Source organism: Pseudomonas sp. S1_G07 (assembly GCF_054668565.1).
In genome coordinates this window covers 5,651,194-5,667,693 of record NZ_CP162778.1, presented here as the reverse complement: position 1 = coordinate 5,667,693, position 16,500 = coordinate 5,651,194, and the positions used below count along the sequence as shown (strand labels likewise).

The 16,500-nt window shown below is 58.2% G+C and carries 17 protein-coding genes and 4 tRNA genes; 14 read left to right on the top strand and 7 right to left on the bottom strand.

The window, feature by feature from the left end; translation table 11 throughout:
• The first annotated feature begins 99 nt into the window (after positions 1 to 99).
• From alaS to mgtE, 7 genes are all read left to right on the top strand, one after another.
• A complete protein-coding gene (gene alaS, locus AB4O05_RS25820) occupies positions 100 to 2,718 on the top strand; it encodes an alanine--tRNA ligase (protein WP_460134608.1) in 2,619 nt (872 codons plus the stop codon).
• A gap of 94 nt (positions 2,719 to 2,812) precedes the next feature.
• Positions 2,813 to 4,054: an aspartate kinase gene (locus AB4O05_RS25815; protein WP_460134610.1), complete on the top strand. Its 1,242-nt coding sequence runs from the start codon at positions 2,813 to 2,815 to the stop codon at positions 4,052 to 4,054.
• Positions 4,055 to 4,229: 175 nt separating this feature from the next.
• Entirely contained in the window at positions 4,230 to 4,418 is a 189-nt protein-coding gene (gene csrA / locus AB4O05_RS25810; RefSeq protein ID WP_003175645.1) for a carbon storage regulator CsrA, read from the top strand.
• Between the two features lie 62 nt (positions 4,419 to 4,480).
• Positions 4,481 to 4,571 (top strand) — tRNA-Ser (locus AB4O05_RS25805).
• 108 nt (positions 4,572 to 4,679) lie between these two features.
• Positions 4,680 to 4,756 (top strand) — tRNA-Arg (locus tag AB4O05_RS25800).
• A gap of 72 nt (positions 4,757 to 4,828) precedes the next feature.
• Positions 4,829 to 4,905 (top strand) — tRNA-Arg (locus tag AB4O05_RS25795).
• Positions 4,906 to 5,255: 350 nt separating this feature from the next.
• Positions 5,256 to 6,698 carry a magnesium transporter gene (gene mgtE / locus AB4O05_RS25790; RefSeq protein ID WP_460134611.1) on the top strand — a complete coding sequence of 481 codons (1,443 nt, stop codon included), beginning with the start codon at positions 5,256 to 5,258 and terminating at the stop codon, positions 6,696 to 6,698.
• A gap of 102 nt (positions 6,699 to 6,800) precedes the next feature.
• Here mgtE and AB4O05_RS25785 read toward each other — a convergent pair whose 3' ends face one another.
• From AB4O05_RS25785 to AB4O05_RS25775, 3 genes are all read right to left on the bottom strand, one after another.
• Positions 6,801 to 7,127, bottom strand: coding sequence for an Arc family DNA-binding protein (locus AB4O05_RS25785; protein WP_003175643.1), 327 nt, complete (start codon positions 7,125 to 7,127; stop codon positions 6,801 to 6,803).
• Between the two features lie 392 nt (positions 7,128 to 7,519).
• Positions 7,520 to 7,699 carry a PA3371 family protein gene (locus AB4O05_RS25780; protein WP_460134613.1) on the bottom strand — a complete coding sequence of 60 codons (180 nt, stop codon included), beginning with the start codon at positions 7,697 to 7,699 and terminating at the stop codon, positions 7,520 to 7,522.
• A gap of 11 nt (positions 7,700 to 7,710) precedes the next feature.
• Complete coding sequence (locus AB4O05_RS25775) at positions 7,711 to 7,938, bottom strand: hypothetical protein (RefSeq protein ID WP_460134615.1); 228 nt, start codon at positions 7,936 to 7,938, stop codon at positions 7,711 to 7,713.
• A gap of 324 nt (positions 7,939 to 8,262) precedes the next feature.
• Between AB4O05_RS25775 and AB4O05_RS25770 the strand changes: the two genes are divergently transcribed.
• Together AB4O05_RS25770 and AB4O05_RS25765 are read left to right on the top strand one after the other, a co-directional pair.
• Positions 8,263 to 8,339 (top strand) — tRNA-Arg (locus AB4O05_RS25770).
• 286 nt (positions 8,340 to 8,625) lie between these two features.
• Positions 8,626 to 10,011: an MFS transporter gene (locus AB4O05_RS25765; RefSeq protein WP_460134616.1), complete on the top strand. Its 1,386-nt coding sequence runs from the start codon at positions 8,626 to 8,628 to the stop codon at positions 10,009 to 10,011.
• 60 nt (positions 10,012 to 10,071) lie between these two features.
• Here AB4O05_RS25765 and AB4O05_RS25760 read toward each other — a convergent pair whose 3' ends face one another.
• From AB4O05_RS25760 to flgA, 4 genes are all read right to left on the bottom strand, one after another.
• A complete protein-coding gene (locus AB4O05_RS25760; protein ID WP_460134617.1) occupies positions 10,072 to 10,821 on the bottom strand; it encodes a flagellar brake protein in 750 nt (249 codons plus the stop codon).
• A gap of 96 nt (positions 10,822 to 10,917) precedes the next feature.
• Entirely contained in the window at positions 10,918 to 11,388 is a 471-nt protein-coding gene (locus AB4O05_RS25755) for a flagella synthesis protein FlgN (RefSeq protein ID WP_460134618.1), read from the bottom strand.
• A gap of 48 nt (positions 11,389 to 11,436) precedes the next feature.
• Entirely contained in the window at positions 11,437 to 11,760 is a 324-nt protein-coding gene (gene flgM, locus AB4O05_RS25750; protein WP_460134620.1) for a flagellar biosynthesis anti-sigma factor FlgM, read from the bottom strand.
• Between the two features lie 142 nt (positions 11,761 to 11,902).
• Positions 11,903 to 12,667 (bottom strand): flagellar basal body P-ring formation chaperone FlgA, encoded by a 765-nt coding sequence (gene flgA / locus AB4O05_RS25745; protein ID WP_460134622.1) that lies wholly within the window; start codon positions 12,665 to 12,667, stop codon positions 11,903 to 11,905.
• Positions 12,668 to 12,760: 93 nt separating this feature from the next.
• Between flgA and AB4O05_RS25740 the strand changes: the two genes are divergently transcribed.
• The 5 genes from AB4O05_RS25740 to flgD all read left to right on the top strand — a co-directional run bounded on the left by AB4O05_RS25740 (position 12,761) and on the right by flgD (position 16,474).
• Complete coding sequence (locus AB4O05_RS25740) at positions 12,761 to 13,693, top strand: chemotaxis protein CheV (protein WP_460134623.1); 933 nt, start codon at positions 12,761 to 12,763, stop codon at positions 13,691 to 13,693.
• A gap of 44 nt (positions 13,694 to 13,737) precedes the next feature.
• On the top strand, positions 13,738 to 14,565 hold the full coding sequence (gene cheR, locus AB4O05_RS25735; protein WP_460134624.1) for a protein-glutamate O-methyltransferase CheR: 828 nt from the start codon (positions 13,738 to 13,740) through the stop codon (positions 14,563 to 14,565).
• A 312-nt stretch (positions 14,566 to 14,877) separates the two neighbouring features.
• Entirely contained in the window at positions 14,878 to 15,285 is a 408-nt protein-coding gene (gene flgB, locus AB4O05_RS25730; RefSeq protein ID WP_460134625.1) for a flagellar basal body rod protein FlgB, read from the top strand.
• Between the two features lie 3 nt (positions 15,286 to 15,288).
• Entirely contained in the window at positions 15,289 to 15,732 is a 444-nt protein-coding gene (gene flgC, locus AB4O05_RS25725; protein ID WP_460134626.1) for a flagellar basal body rod protein FlgC, read from the top strand.
• A gap of 16 nt (positions 15,733 to 15,748) precedes the next feature.
• Positions 15,749 to 16,474 carry a flagellar hook assembly protein FlgD gene (gene flgD, locus AB4O05_RS25720; protein ID WP_460134627.1) on the top strand — a complete coding sequence of 242 codons (726 nt, stop codon included), beginning with the start codon at positions 15,749 to 15,751 and terminating at the stop codon, positions 16,472 to 16,474.
• The last annotated feature ends 26 nt before the right edge of the window (positions 16,475 to 16,500 follow it).

Sequence of the window (16,500 nt, the reverse complement as noted above, 5' to 3'; positions counted from 1 at the left end):
ACCACCGGCAAAGGGCCGATATAATGCGGCCTTTTGCCGTCGCTCCGTCTGATGATGTTGCGCACTGGCCTTTGGCCGCAGCCTCCGTGGAAGAACCTAATGAAAAGCGCAGAAATCCGTGAAGCCTTCCTTCGCTTCTTCGAAGAGCAAGGTCACACCCGTGTCCCCTCCAGCTCCTTGATCCCAGGCAATGACCCAACCCTGCTGTTCACCAACGCGGGGATGAACCAGTTCAAGGACTGCTTCCTGGGCCAGGAAAAGCGCGCCTACACCCGCGCCACCAGCAGTCAGAAGTGCGTACGCGCCGGCGGCAAGAACAGTGACCTGGAAAACGTCGGCTACACCGCTCGTCACCACACGTTCTTCGAAATGCTGGGGAACTTCAGCTTCGGTGACTATTTCAAGAAGGATGCGATTACCTTCGCCTGGACCTTCCTGACCGGTGTGTTGAAGCTGCCCAAGGAAAAACTCTGGGTCACGGTCTATGCGACAGACGACGAAGCGTATGACATCTGGACCCGGGAAATCGGCGTGCCTGTCGAGCGTATGATCCGCATCGGCGACAACAAAGGCGCACCGTACGCCTCCGATAACTTCTGGACCATGGGCGATACCGGCCCGTGCGGCCCGTGCACCGAGATTTTCTACGATCACGGCGCCGACATCTGGGGTGGCCCGCCGGGCTCGCCGGAAGAAGACGGCGACCGTTACATCGAGATATGGAACAACGTGTTCATGCAGTTCAACCGCACCGCCGACGGCGTGTTGCATCCGCTGCCGGCACCGTCGGTGGATACCGGCATGGGGCTGGAGCGGATCAGTGCGGTGATGCAGCATGTGCATTCCAACTACGAAATCGATCTGTTCACCAACCTGCTGAGTGCGTCGGCAGCGGCCATTGGCTGCGCCAATGAAAACCAGTCTTCGCTCAAGGTGGTGTCGGACCACATCCGTTCCTGCGGCTTCCTGATTGCCGACGGTGTGCTGCCGTCCAACGAAGGCCGTGGTTATGTGCTGCGCCGCATCATCCGTCGCGCCTGCCGCCACGGTAACAAGCTGGGCGCCACCGGCAGCTTCTTCTACAAGATCGTGGCCGCCTTGGTGGCCGAGATGGGCGACGCCTTCCCGGAACTCAAGCAGCAGCAGGGCAACATCGAGCGCGTGCTCAAGGCCGAGGAGGAGCAGTTCTCCAAGACCCTGGAACACGGCCTGAAGATCCTGGAGCAGGACCTGGCCGAGCTCAAAGGCACCGTGGTGCCGGGCGACGTGGTGTTCAAGCTGTATGACACCTACGGGTTCCCGATGGACCTGACCGCCGACATCGCCCGTGAGCGTGAGCTGACCATCGACGAAGCCGGTTTTGAGCGTGAGATGGAAGCCCAGCGCGTGCGCGCGCGTTCCGCCAGTTCGTTTGGCCTGGACTACAACAGCCTGGTCAAGGTCGACGTGCCGACCGAGTTCACCGGCTACAACGCGACCGTGGGTGCGGCCAAGATCGTTGCCCTCTATAAAGACGGCAAGTCGGTCGACGTGTTGAGCGAAGGCGATGAGGCGGTGGTGGTCCTGGACCAGACGCCGTTCTACGCCGAGTCCGGTGGCCAGGTCGGTGACTGTGGCTTCCTGAGCTCGACCTCCGGTCGCTTTGAAGTGCGTGACACCACCAAGACCGGCGGTGCTTTCCTGCATCACGGTGTCTTGGTGCTGGGCAACTTGACGGTCGGTGCACCGGTCGATACTCAGGTCGATGCCGACGTACGCCATGCCACCGCGCTGAACCACTCGGCCACCCACTTGCTGCACGCCGCGCTGCGCCAGGTGCTCGGTGAGCATGTTCAGCAGAAAGGCTCGTTGGTCGACAGTCAGCGCCTGCGTTTCGACTTCAGCCATTTTGAAGCGATCAAGCCTGAACAGATCAAGGCCCTGGAAGACATCGTCAACGCCGAGATTCGCAAGAACACGGCCGTGGAAACCCAAGAGACCGATATCGAGACTGCCAAGGCCAAGGGCGCCATGGCGTTGTTCGGTGAGAAGTATGGCGACAGCGTGCGCGTATTGAGCATGGGCGGCGACTTCTCGGTGGAGCTGTGTGGCGGTATCCACGCCAACCGCACCGGCGACATCGCCCTGCTGAAAATCATCAGTGAAGGTGGCGTGGCCTCCGGTGTGCGTCGTATTGAAGCGGTTACTGGTGCTGCGGCCCTGGCCTACCTCAATGCGGGCGAAGAACAACTCAAGGAAGCGGCCAGCCTGGTCAAGGGCAGCCGCGACAACCTGATCGACAAACTGTCCGCCGTACTGGAGCGCAACCGCGCCCTGGAGAAACAGCTGGAGCAGTTGCAGGCCAAGGCGGCCAGCGCGGCGGGCGACGATCTGTCGGCTTCTGCGGTGGACGTCAAGGATGTGAAGGTCCTCGCGGCACGCCTGGACGGTCAGGACGGCAAGGCGCTGTTGGCCTTGGTCGATCAGTTGAAGAACAAGCTCGGCCGCGCAGTGATCCTGCTCGGCAGTGTCCATGAGGATAAGGTCGTTCTGGTTGCCGGTGTAACCAAAGACCTGACTGGCCAACTCAAGGCTGGTGATTTGATGAAACAAGCCGCTGCGGCGGTGGGCGGGAAGGGTGGTGGTCGTCCGGATATGGCGCAAGGCGGTGGTGTTGACGCTGGCGCCCTGGACGCGGCGCTCGCCCTGACCGTGCCGTTTGTCGAGGCAGGTATTTAAGGCACTGTTAACCGGCCCGTGGCCCAGCCACGGGCTGTTCAGTGCTGGTTGATTGGATATTAGGCGCCCCTTTACGGGCTGAGGCGGCTTAGAAATGGCTTTGATCGTACAGAAATTTGGAGGCACCTCGGTCGGTTCTGTCGAAAGAATCGAGCAGGTGGCCGACAAGGTTAAGAAATTCCGCGATGCTGGCGATGACCTGGTCGTGGTGCTGTCGGCCATGAGCGGCGAGACCAATCGCCTGATCGATCTGGCCAAGGCCATCAGCGGTGACCAGCAACCGCTGCCGCGGGAACTGGACGTGATCGTGTCCACCGGCGAGCAGGTGACCATCGCCTTGCTGGCCATGGCGCTGAACAAGCGTGGCGTGCCGGCCGTGTCCTACACTGGCAGCCAGGTGCGCATCCTCACCGACAGCGCACATACCAAGGCGCGCATCCTGCAGATCGACGATCAGAAAATCCGTACTGATCTGAAGGCCGGCCGCGTGGTAGTTGTAGCGGGGTTCCAGGGTGTGGACGAGCAAGGCAACATCACCACCCTCGGGCGTGGCGGTTCGGACACCACCGGCGTGGCCCTGGCGGCAGCCCTCAAGGCTGATGAATGCCAGATCTACACTGATGTGGATGGCGTCTATACCACCGACCCGCGTGTGGTGTCCGTGGCCCAGCGCCTGGACAAGATCACCTTTGAAGAGATGCTGGAAATGGCCAGCCTCGGTTCCAAGGTGTTGCAGATTCGCGCGGTGGAGTTCGCCGGCAAGTACAACGTTCCGCTGCGCGTATTGCACAGCTTCAAAGAGGGTCCGGGCACCCTCATTACTATTGATGAAGAGGAATCCATGGAACAGCCGATCATTTCCGGCATCGCTTTCAACCGCGATGAAGCCAAGCTGACTATCCGTGGCGTGCCAGACACCCCGGGCGTGGCTTTCAAGATTCTGGGCCCTATCAGCGATGCGAATGTTGAAGTCGACATGATCGTGCAGAACGTCTCGCACGATAACACCACCGACTTCACCTTCACCGTGCACCGCAACGAGTACGATGCGGCGTTAAAAATCCTGGAGAACACCGCGAGCGAAATCGGCGCCCGTGAAGTGATCGGCGATACCAAGATTGCCAAGGTCTCGATCGTGGGTGTGGGCATGCGTTCCCACGCCGGCGTTGCCAGCCGTATGTTTGGCGCACTGGCCAAGGAAAGCATCAACATCCAGATGATCTCCACTTCGGAAATCAAAGTCTCGGTGGTGATCGAAGAAAAGTACCTGGAACTGGCTGTGCGCGCGCTGCACACCGCTTTTGAGCTGGATGCTCCTGCTCGACAGGGCGAGTGAGGCAATGCCAGGAAGGCGCGGTTTGCCGCGCCTTTCATTTTTTTGTGGGGTGCATGGCCTTTTGCATGCGCTCGACAATACTTAGGCCGTTAGGGCTATGACCGTCAGGTTGTAGTTCGAGCGCCTTTTTTTTGCAGACTGTTGTTCCTGAAATGAAATGCGTGAGGAGAAAGGTATGCTGATTCTGACTCGTCGGTGCGCAGAAAGCTTGATTATCGGTGATGGCGAAATCACCGTGACCGTGCTCGGCGTCAAAGGCAATCAAGTACGTATCGGGGTTAACGCTCCGAAAGAGGTAGCGGTCCACCGCGAGGAAATCTACCTGCGGATCAAGAAAGAGAAGGACGAAGAACCAAGCCTTTAATTTTTATCGTTTTTTATGTTTGCAAACGGGGATGAACGTGGTTAATATACGCCCCGTGTTGCGGAGAGCTGGCCGAGTGGCCGAAGGCGCTCCCCTGCTAAGGGAGTACACCTCAAAAGGGTGTCGGGGGTTCGAATCCCCCGTTCTCCGCCATTATTTGCTTAGTACGTTGCAATCTGGTTTTTTCGCTAAGTTGTTGAAACTCAACGAAAAAATAGCTTTACATAGAGATTGAACGGCCTATAATGCGCGGCAACAAATGCACTCGTAGCTCAGCTGGATAGAGTACTCGGCTACGAACCGAGCGGTCACAGGTTCGAATCCTGTCGAGTGCACCATTTAAGAGTTAGTTGCAGAAATGCAGGTAGCTTGGCTCCAACCAGTTGTGATCTGGTTTAAAAACACAATCTGCACTCGTAGCTCAGCTGGATAGAGTACTCGGCTACGAACCGAGCGGTCACAGGTTCGAATCCTGTCGAGTGCACCATACAAACAAAAAGCCCGCCAAGTGCGGGCTTTTTGCCGTCTGGGGTTTGTGTAGGCCAAATCCTGGATGGGCGCTTTTTCTCCCTTCTCATGTGTTTTCCCGTCGGACTGCGTCGTCGCAATGAATGGATGCGGCCAATGCTCAGCTTTGTCTCGCAAGCGCTTGTTCTTTCCAGTTTTTTAACGTTAAAAGCGGCCGGGCGGTGTATCATTGCGCCCGTCAGCCCCGCCGGGGCTTGTGGAATACCTCCATGGACTTACCCAGTCGTTACTCAGTACCCCGTTTTACCAATCATGAATTGACTGATTGATCCTTCCGGCGTGCCCCGCTGCTGGGAGTGGAGTTCGCCTATGACCGAAGTTGAAGTAAAGAAAACACAAGAAAGCCTGCAGGATCGCCTGGCTCAAGTCATTGAGCTGCTGCAGCGCCAACGCGTTATCGAAGGCCTGACGCACCGCCAGGAAGGTCCGCACCACGACCGCGTCGAAAGCCTGGTCCACCGGCAGAACCTCGTTGAGCTGCAGCGCAAGCTCGATGACCTGCACTCCGCCGACGTCGCCTACATTCTCGAAGCCTTGCCGCTCGATGATCGACTGACCCTGTGGCAGTTGGTCAAGGCCGACCGCGACGGCGACATCCTGCTCGAAGTATCCGACTCGGTCCGTGAAACCCTGATCGCCGACATGGACGATCATGAACTCCTGGCCGCGGCCAAGGAGATGGACGCCGACGAGCTGGCCGACCTGGCTCCTGAATTACCCCGTGATGTTGTCCATGAGCTGATGGAAGCGCTCGACACGCAGCAGCGTGAGCGTGTGCGTTCGGCCTTGTCTTACGACGAGGACCAGGTCGGTGCGCTGATGGACTTCGAGATGGTTACCATCCGCGAAGACGTCAGCCTGGAAGTGGTGCTGCGTTATTTGCGTCGCCTCAAGGAATTGCCGGGTCACACCGACAAGCTGTTCGTGGTTGATTACGAAGGCATTCTCAAGGGCGTGCTGCCGATCAAGCGTTTGCTGGTAAACGATCCGGAGAAGAAAGTTGCTGACCTGATGGCCAGCGACACCGTGAGCTTTCACCCGGACGAGGATGCCTACGACGCGGCCCAGGCTTTTGAGCGTTATGACTTGATCTCGGCGCCGGTGGTCGACAAGAACGGCAAGCTGATTGGCCGTCTGACCATCGATGAAATCGTCGACCTGATTCGTGAAGAGAGTGAAACCGAAGTCCTCAACATGGCCGGTTTGCGTGAAGAGGAAGATATTTTTGCGTCAGTCTGGCGTTCGCTGCATAACCGCTGGGCCTGGCTGGCCGTTAACCTGATCACCGCATTTATCGCTTCGCGGGTGATCGGCCTGTTCGAAGGCTCCATCGAGAAGTTGGTGGCGCTGGCGGCATTGATGCCGATTGTGGCGGGTATCGGCGGTAACTCCGGTAACCAGACCATCACCATGATCGTACGCGCGATGGCGCTGGATCAGGTGAGTACCGCCAATTCCTCACGTTTGCTGCGCAAGGAATTGGCGGTGGGCCTGATCAATGGCCTGGTCTGGGGCGGGGTGATCGGCGTCGTGGCCTACTTGCTCTACGGCAGTTGGTCGCTTGGGGTAGTGATGACCGCCGCCATGACCCTTAACCTGCTGTTGGCTGCGCTGATGGGGGTGCTGATCCCCATGACCCTGGCACGCATCGGCCGCGATCCGGCCATGGGCGCCAGCGTGATGATTACGGCCATGACCGACAGTGGTGGCTTCTTTATCTTCCTCGGCCTGGCGACAATCTTCCTGCTCTGATTCCTTCCTGTGGGGGCAAATCTGCCCCCACCTTGCATCGTCCTTTCAAATTCCAGGCAAAAAAAAGCCAGCACATGGCTGGCTTCGGCTTTCAGTTGCAGATCAATTGGCTTCTGCGGCCGCCTCTACGTCGTGCGCGATAAGCGAGACGAGGGCATTTTGCTGGCGGTGGGAGAGCTGACGGAAACGCTGCAGCAGTTCGCGTTCGTGCAGCGACAGCTCGGGGCTGTCCAGGCGCATGCTCAACTCGTCGCCCAGCGCACCTTCCTGAATGAGGCTCTGTTCCAGGCGCGCGATGATTTCGGAGTTCATGCTGCGGTGATGATTGCGAGCCACCTCGGCAATGCGTTCCCGCATTCCGTCTGGCAGACGTACGACGAACTTGTCAGCCGTACGGCTGGAATAAATTGCCTGTTTCAATGGGCGCATATATTTAACCGGTTAGTTCAGGGGAGCGGTTTTTGGAATTAGCCGCAAGATGTGTGTTAAGACAAGGCTCACGACCAAAGTTCAACCCGAATTGCAAAGAGGCCGCATCATGCCTCAGATTTGCCATTTACTTGGCGTCAATTCTGTGACAAATATTGAACTGCCTAAAGGCTTTATGCCAGCACTCATTTGCATTTTTGCGGACTGGTTGGAAAACTTTTTACGAAAGATGCCGATAGACGCTTTTCTCGTAGACCCAGGCCGCAGCAGGCTTTCAGGCCGCACATCGTATAGCAAAGTGGCCTTTTGCCCTTATCTTTAAGACTAGTGGCAATTTGCTGATTTACTAGGCGAGGCGACGTAAGGTAGGCGCGAGGCGCGGAAGAAGGGGGTTAACGCAGGATCGGATCGAATTTGATGCGACGACCCACGACAAGGGTCAACAGCAGCAGGCAAGCACTGGCGCCACTCCCAATGAGTGCCGTGAGTCGAACGTTTTGCGTATCGGCATCCAGACCATAAATACCGGTGACGACAGCCAGGCACAAAAATAGCCAGCCAGATTTGGTCATGAGTGGTTTCCTCAGAAAATCCAGTGTTCGGTGGCAGGTGCAGCCTGGGAGCCTTGGGTCAGGCGCACTGGCGCTTGCGCGTCAGGTGTCATCACCGCCAGCTGTGGGCGTTGCTGCAAGTGATGGGGGATGGCCTGACTTATTTGCGCAGGGTCATCGCTGCCAGTCGATTGAAAGTGAAACGTCACCACGGCAGCCAGGGCTACGGTGTTGAGGGCTAACAGAATGGCACTGTTCATGGTCATGTTCTCCGTTTAACGCCGTGGCTGAGTGGGTTTGCAAGGGAAGTATTGCAGGTCTCGTGCCAAACTATTAAATCAATAAAATCAACAGCTTGAACCCGATTTAAAGTTTGAAAGGTTGCAATTTGCAATGCTGGCATTTTGGTGTAGTGCATTTTGCACGACGACACCCATCGCCCGTGTTTGCGGGGCCGCGCTGTGATTCGGCGGCCCAGGATCGGCCTACACTCAAAAAGCCAACGGACGACATGACAAAACTCACCTCGGCCGTTAACATGCACGCCGTCCGTCGTAGCGCCATTGGCCCGATGGCTGTCATTTGTCCCAGTAGCTCAATTGGATAGAGCATCCCCCTCCTAAGGGGAAGGTTGGCCGTTCGAACCGGCCCTGGGACACCAGATTCAAAAGCCCCGCGCAGAGCATTCTGGCGGGGCTTTTTCGTGGGCGGACATCTTTTCGCACGCCGGTCGAACCTTGGCGTCGATCGAGGTTCACAGCCTGTGCGTCAGGTATTTATCGTAACGGTGTACCTTGCATGCCACTGGGCAGCGTCTGAGCTGTAGCCAATCGTTTTAAACAAATTTATCCCCGGAAACAGCCCATGCCGCCTGTCCGGAACCGGCCACCCGGGACTATCATGCCGGTAGTCCTGTCTCTCACTGCAAGGAGCCGCTCGGAACGCCGATGCGCCAAATCTGGAAATCTTTTCGAGCCCTTTATTTCGCCTCCTTGATGATGCTGATCGGCTCCGGCCTGCTCAGTACCTACCTGGCCTTGCGCCTGGCGGCCGACCATGTCGACAGCCTGTGGGTGGGTGCGTTGATGGCAGCCAACTACTTCGGCCTGGTGCTGGGCGGCAAGATCGGGCACCGCTTGATTGCCCGGGTCGGGCATATTCGTGCGTACGCCACGTGTGCCGGTATCGTCGGCGCGGCAGTGCTGGGCCACGGCCTGGTGGATTGGCTGCCGGCCTGGATCGTGCTGCGGATGATCGTGGGCCTGGGGATGATGTGCCAATACATGGTCATCGAAAGCTGGCTCAATGAGCAGGCCGATGCCAAGCAACGTGGCGTGGTGTTCAGCGGCTATATGATCGCTTCCTACCTGGGCCTGGTGTTGGGTCAGTTGATCCTGGTCATGCACCCCCAGCTCGGCCTTGAACTGCTGATGCTGGTAGCGCTGTGTTTTGCGCTGTGCCTGGTGCCAGTGGCCATGACCCGGCGTATTCACCCGGCGGCCCTGCATCCCGCGCCGATGGAGCCGCGCTTCTTTATCAAGCGTGTACCACAGTCGTTGAGTACGGTATTGGGCGCGGGGTTGATCGTCGGTTCGTTCTACGGCCTGGCGCCGCTCTATGCTTCACAGCAGGGGCTGACCACCGAGCAGGTGGGTCTGTTCATGGGTAGCTGCATTTTTGCCGGCCTGTTGGTGCAATGGCCGCTGGGCTGGTTGTCGGACCGCTATGACCGCGCGCTGCTGATCCGCTGCTTTGCCTTGTGCCTGGCGGTGGCGGCATTGCCGCTGGCGATCATGACCCGGGTGCCACTGGAAGTGCTGTTTGTAGCGGGCTTCCTGTGTTCACTTGTTCAGTTTTGCCTGTACCCGCTGGCCGTGGCGTTTTCCAACGACCATGTGGAAGGGGATCGGCGGGTATCGCTGACAGCCATGTTGCTGGTGACCTACGGCGTTGGCGCCAGTGTCGGGCCGTTGCTGGCGGGTGTGGTGATGAAGCTGTTCGGCAGCCAGATGCTGTATGCCTTCTTCAGCCTGTGCGCGCTGATCCTGGTGTGGCGAATCCGGCCTAAGGCCGTGACCAACCTGCACCAGGTGGAAGACGCACCGCTGCATCACGTGGCGATGCCCGACAGCATGTCGAGTTCACCGCTGGTGGCGGCGCTGGACCCGCGAGTTGACGAGCAGGTGGTCCAGGAGCAGATGCAAGCGACCGTCTCCGAGCCTGAGCCGGAGAATGACCCGCAGCCAACGGAGGATGAGCCGCTCTTTGAGGGGCCGCCAGAACCCCTTGGGCCGGAAGAACATCCCCATGACCTGAGCAGGGCGCGCCCCTGAACGCAAAAACGGGCAGATCCCAAAGGGTCTGCCCGTTTTTTTTGCCGCGATCTTCAGCAATTAAAAATCGTCGTCCTTGTCGAACCGGCGCGCTTCACGCTGCAACTGGTATACAAAGCGCTCAACCTGGCGCTGCACCAGGCCACTCATATTGTGGAAGCGCACGCCGGCGAAGGTGGTGTTGATCCTCTCTTCGAAGTGCAGATGACGCAGTTCCACCGAGGTAGTCATGCTGCCAAACGGCAGGGCGGCGATAAAGCGGTCGTACACTTGGCCCAATTGCAGGCGTTCGGAGATATCACCTTCAAAGCGCAATTTGCAGCCGGTAGCGGAAATATCCAGCAATTTTCCGCTTGCGGGAAACTTCAGCTTTTCGCCGCCCAACTCGATGCTCACCAGTTGCGCCAGTTTCAGGGCGGCACGGAATGCGTTGCGACGCTGGTGGTAGACCACCTCGTTCGGCAGGTGGCCAGTGTAGATACGGTGGCCGTCTTTCTCGCTGATGGTCAGGGTGCCATTGCTTTCCCAGGCGATGCGCACGCCGTCGTGGAACCCTTCGATGCGAAACGGTTCGCCGTTTTCCAGGTGGCGTTCGCCGTCGCGGGGAATCATTTCATCCAGTGCCAGCGCCTTGCTGTCACGGTTGACATCCACCAGGTAGCTTTGGAACCGCTGGCTGCGTTCGTGGAAGGTAATGATCAGCGGGTCATGGCTTTCTTGCAGCATCCGCAAGGTGCCGGCGATTTCCAGAGGCGTGGTGAGCACCTTGGGTGGCTGCGGAGCATCTTCCGCATTAAGGGCGTTGAACACGGTTCTTCCATCTCCAGACAAAATACGACTACACGCAAGAACCGGCATTTTGCCAGCATGTAGCGCACCTTGGATAGGGCGCGCTGTAAACCGGTGTCAGGCTTGGCTGCGGGTGCTCGGCTTGACCAGGCGCGAGGTGGAGCCTTGCGCGTTATAGAGTGCCGGAGGCTCTCCGCCGTGGAGTATACGTAACTGGTTGGCGGTCGTGGCTTGCTGAAGCTGGATCGACTGACCGTTGAGCAGGTTGGCTTCCTGGCACCGGGCGAGCAATTGATTGAGTTCTTTGCTCTGGGCCAGCAATTGATCGCCGACCGAGGAGTGACTGGCCAACTGCGCCAGGCCGTCATGGTCTGCCGGCAGGCCCAGGCTGGTGAGGATCTGGCTGCGTTTTTTGCCGTGCTGTTCCAGCAGCACGATCAGCGATTGCTTGCGCGCCAGGATTTCTTCCAGCAGCGGCATGTCCCGGCCATAAAGAGCCAGGGATTCTTCTTTTAGCAGCTCGAGCAATTGTTGCGTCGGCGCTAGATCATCAATGATCAGTTGCAGCAGGTTTTCGTCGTGATGCATGGCTGGCCTTGGTGTTTAAGCGTCCAAAAGCCCTGCGCAGGCCTTTGCCTAGCGCTCGGCTTCGAAGTTAAGCAGCTTGCTGGCTACACGGTTGCTGTCGACCTTATAGCTGCCATCGGCGATTGCCTGTTTCAATTCGGCCACTCGGGCTTTATTGACCACCGGTTGATCGCGCAGCGAGTCAGTGACCTTCTGCAACTGTTGAGCCTCATTGCTCAGGTGTACGGATTCCCCGCTTTGGCTGGCGCTGGCCTGTTCTGCCTTGGCGGGCAGTGGCTGGGCCTTGGCTTCTACGCTGTCCTTGGCACCGGTGGTGCGCGAAGTGCCTGACGTAGACGGGGTGTTATTTAAACGGCTGAAATCAATGACCATGATGAAAAAAACCTCTGGGTATTTGGACGCTTGCCATGTTTTCGGCAATACCCGGATTAACTTTAGGCGCGAATGACAATAAATCTCCGCACGGGATATCTCGTGCACAGTGTAGGAAAACCTGGCGTCCTGTACCAGTCATCTATAACGCGACCTCGACTTGCCCGGGGGCTGTCACCCGCGCCTTGATCACTCGATTGGAGTTGAGGTTCTTGACTCTGATCTGCTCGCTCATGCCGCCATTGGACAAGGCCTCCCCCGGCATTTTCACGCTGAGCCCGCCGCTGCTGGCCGAGATCACCACCTGATCGCCCTTGCGAATCACCTCGGCCTGTTCCAGGTGTACCAGGGTTATCACTTGGTCGGTGACCACTGGTCGGGTCAGTTTTTGCCCGATGGCCTGGTCCAGCGACGTCAGGTAGCCCTGGTTGATCTGGCTGATGTCCCGTTCACGCAGCGCCACGTCTTCGTCACCGATAATGCCGGTGCGCTTGAGCGGGCGCGTCACCACCACGACATCACGGAACAGTTTGACCTGGGCCGGCACGAATACGGTCCAGGGCGAGGCGCCGTCGCAGCGTACCCGTACCGTCACGCGGCCGATGGGTTGGGCGGGGCTTTCCAGGGACGCTGTCAATTCCTTGTCGCACATTGGCATACGCAGACGGGGGTCCAACGTGTTGACCTGGATTTCATAACGCCCCGGTGTCTGTGTGGTCGCCAGATAATCTTCTACAGTGAACTCAAGAAACCCTTGGGTGACGCCGATAAGTAGATCAGGCAAGGTGACGTTGTCTGCGCGGGCCGCGGTGCCCAGGCTGAATGCAAGCAACGCCAGCGTCACGCAGAGGGTTCTGCGATACGGTGTGAAGTCAGGGCGTCGGGAAACTGTCGTTTTCATAACCATGGCCAGCTAAATATCAAATCATCAGCAAAGCTCGTGCCGTTTAGTGTCGGGTACGCGTCGTACCCCCAAAGGTTTTAGCGTAGGAGTCTGGGCATGGCAGGTGTAATGGATGCAGTAAACCAGCGCACACAGCTGGTAGGGCAGAATCGCCTGGAATTGTTGCTTTTTCGTCTCGACGGCAAGCAGCTATATGGCATCAACGTGTTCAAAGTGCGGGAAGTGTTGCAATGCCCCAAGCTGACGATCATGCCCAAGTCCAGCCCGGTGGTGTGCGGCGTGGCCAATATTCGTGGGGCGACCATCCCGATTCTCGACCTGGCCCTGGCCACCAGTTCGGCAGGTCTGCAGGACCGTGAAAACCCGTTTGTGATCATCACCGAATACAACACCAAGACCCAGGGTTTCCTGGTACGTTCGGTGGAACGCATCGTCAATATGAACTGGGAGGAGATCCATCCGCCGCCCAAGGGCACTGGCCGCGATCACTACCTCACGGCGGTGACGCGAGTGGATAACCAGTTGGTGGAAATCATCGACGTGGAGAAGATCCTTGCCGAAGTGGCTCCTACCTCGGAATCGATCTCCGTGGGTGTGGTGGACGCCGAGACGGCGCATAAGGCGATTTCGTTGCGCGTGCTGACGGTGGATGACTCCTCGGTGGCGCGTAAGCAGGTGACCCGCTGCCTGCAGACCGTCGGCGTGGAAGTGGTGGCGCTCAATGATGGCCGCCAGGCGCTGGATTACCTGCGCAAGCTGGTGGACGAAGGCAAGAAGCCGGAAGAAGAATTCTTGATGATGATTTCCGACATCGAGATGCCGGAAATGGATGGCTATACGCTGACGGCCGAGATACGCAACGATCCACGCATGCAAAAATTGCATATCATCCTGCATACTTCGCTGTCGGGTGTATTCAACCAGGCGATGGTCAAGAAGGTCGGTGCCGATGACTTCCTGGCCAAATTCCGTCCTGATGACCTGGCATCCCGGGTAGTCGACCGGATCAAGGCAGCAGATCACAGCTGAGGGTTTTCACCCTTGGCAGTCTTATGATTTTAGAGGCGGTATCAGTGTCTACAGGTAATTTGGATTTTGAACAGTTCCGGGTCTTCCTGGAAAAAGCCTGTGGCATTTTGCTCGGTGAAAACAAGCAATACCTGGTATCCAGCCGTCTTAACAAAATGCTGGAGCAGCAGGGTATCAAGTCCCTGGGCGAGCTGGTCCAGCGTATCCAGAGCCAGCCGCGCAGTGGCCTCAAGGAGATGGTGGTCGATGCCATGACCACCAACGAAACCCTGTGGTTTCGTGATACCTACCCCTTTGAGGTGCTCAAGAGCAAAGTGCTGCCGGAGGCCATCAAGGCCAGCCCGGGACAGCGCCTGCGCATCTGGTCGGCGGCCTGCTCCTCGGGGCAGGAACCGTATTCGATTTCGATGGCCATCGATGAATTCGAACGGACCAACATGGGCCAGTTGAAGGCCGGTGCGCAAATTGTCGCCACCGACCTGTCCAGCACCATGCTCACCAATTGCAAGACGGGCGAGTACGACAGCCTGGCCCTGGGCCGTGGGTTGTCCCAGGAGCGCCTGCAACGTTACTTCGACCCGAAAGGGGCGGGGCGTTGGGCGGTCAAGGCGCCGATCAAGAGCCGAGTGGAGTTTCGCTCGTTCAACCTGCTCGACAGCTACGCCAGCCTGGGCAAGTTCGACATGGTGTTCTGTCGCAATGTGCTGATCTACTTTTCGGCCGAAGTGAAGAAAGACATCCTGTTGCGCATCCACGGCACCCTCAAGCGTGGCGGCTACCTGTTCCTGGGTGCTTCCGAAGCGCTGAACGGCTTGCCCGATCACTTCCAGATGGTGCAGTGCAGCCCGGGGATCATCTACCAGGCCAAATAGCCGGTATCCGCGATACAAACTGTGGGAGCCGGGCTTGCCCGCGATGGCGGTGTGTCAGTCGATGAATATGTCGGCAGGTACCGCGCTATCGCAGGCAAGCCAGCTCCCACATTTGTTTGTGCGGCAAGCCGGAGTAAAGCGGCAATCCCCATTGCCGCTTTACTGGCGCCACGCGGAAACCCATTGCCGCTTTTCTGGCATCGCCGCCGGCAAGCTCCCCGCAAACCCTTGATATATGGGCCCTTGAAGAATTGGCATGCGCCTTGCTATAGCCCTGTTAACGAACAGCAGGTCAGCCTAAAGGTTTCCGCCATGAGCATCAGCTTCGATAAAGCGCTCGGTATCCACGAACAAGCCCTGGGCTTTCGCGCCCAGCGTGCCGAAGTCCTGGCCAACAACATTGCCAATGCCGACACCCCGAACTACAAGGCTCGGGACCTGGATTTCTCCGCCGTGCTCGCTGCACAGCAGGACAAGACCAAGAACGGCACCTTCGCCTTGAACCTGACCAACAACCGTCATATTGAAGCGCAAGGCCTGAGCAGTGGTGACGAGTCGCTGCTGTATCGCACGCCGATGCAGCCGTCGATCGACCAGAACACCGTCGACGCCCAGTTGGAGCAATCGGCCTATGCCGAGAACTCGGTGAACTTTCAGGCCAGCTTTACCCTGCTTAACAGCAAATTCAAAGGGCTGATGTCAGCCCTGCGTGGAGAGTAAGCCATGTCCCTGTCCAGTGTTTTCAATATTGCCGGTAGTGGCATGAGTGCGCAGACCACGCGTTTGAACACCGTCGCCAGTAACATCGCCAACGCCGAGACCGTGTCTTCGAGCATTGACCAGACCTACCGCGCCCGTCACCCGGTGTTCGCCACCATGTTCCAGGGCGGCCAGAACGGCGGCGGCGATTCGCTGTTCCAGGAAAAAGATGCCGCAGGCTCCGGTGTGCAGGTGCTCGGCGTGGTCGAAGACCAGAGCAACCTTGAAGCCCGCTACGAGCCAAATCACCCGGCGGCGAACGAAAAAGGCTACGTGTACTACCCGAACGTCAATGTGGTCGAGGAAATGGCCGACATGATCTCCGCCAGTCGCTCGTTCCAGACCAATGCGGAAATGATGAACACCGCCAAAACCATGATGCAGAAGGTCCTGACCCTGGGTCAGTGATAAGGGGCGCCAACTAATGGCCATCGTTGATACGTCAAACAACTCGGCAGTCCAGGACCTTTTCAATTCCAAGGTCAAGACCGCGACAGACAATAGCAATCTCAGCAACGCCTCCAAGGCCGCGACCGGCAACCAGTCGCTGGGCAAGGACGCATTCCTGCAGTTGCTGGTGACCCAACTGAAAAACCAGAACCCGCTGTCGCCTCAGGACAACGGCGCGTTCGTGGCCCAGTTGGCGCAGTTCAGCAGCCTGGAAGGCATCAACACGCTGAACGATTCGGTGAATTCGATCTCCAGCAACTTCAGCTCCTCGCAAGCGCTGCAGGCATCGTCGCTGGTGGGGCGCTCGATCATCACCCAGACCGACAAGGCCCTGGTGGATACCAGCAAGAGCATGACCGGTTCGGTGGCGGTGACGGCGGCGACCGGCAATGTCTCGATCAAGATCACCGACAAAGACGGCGTGGTGGTGCGCACCATCGATATGGGCGCCCAGAACGCCGGCACCTCGGACTTTATCTGGGATGGCAAGAACGACAAAGGTGAGGCTGCCCCAGCCGGCACCTACACCTTTGCGGCCACGACCAAGAATGACAAGGGTGACTCGGTTGCCCTGGCAACGTCGTTGCCGGCAACCGTAACCAGCGTGACGCTGAGCAAGACCGGCGGCGAAATGCTGCTGAACCTTGCCGGTGGCATGGGCAGCGTCAAGCTGTCGCAAATTCAGACTATCGGTACATAGAGCCGGCTAACTACGGCAGAGGGAGA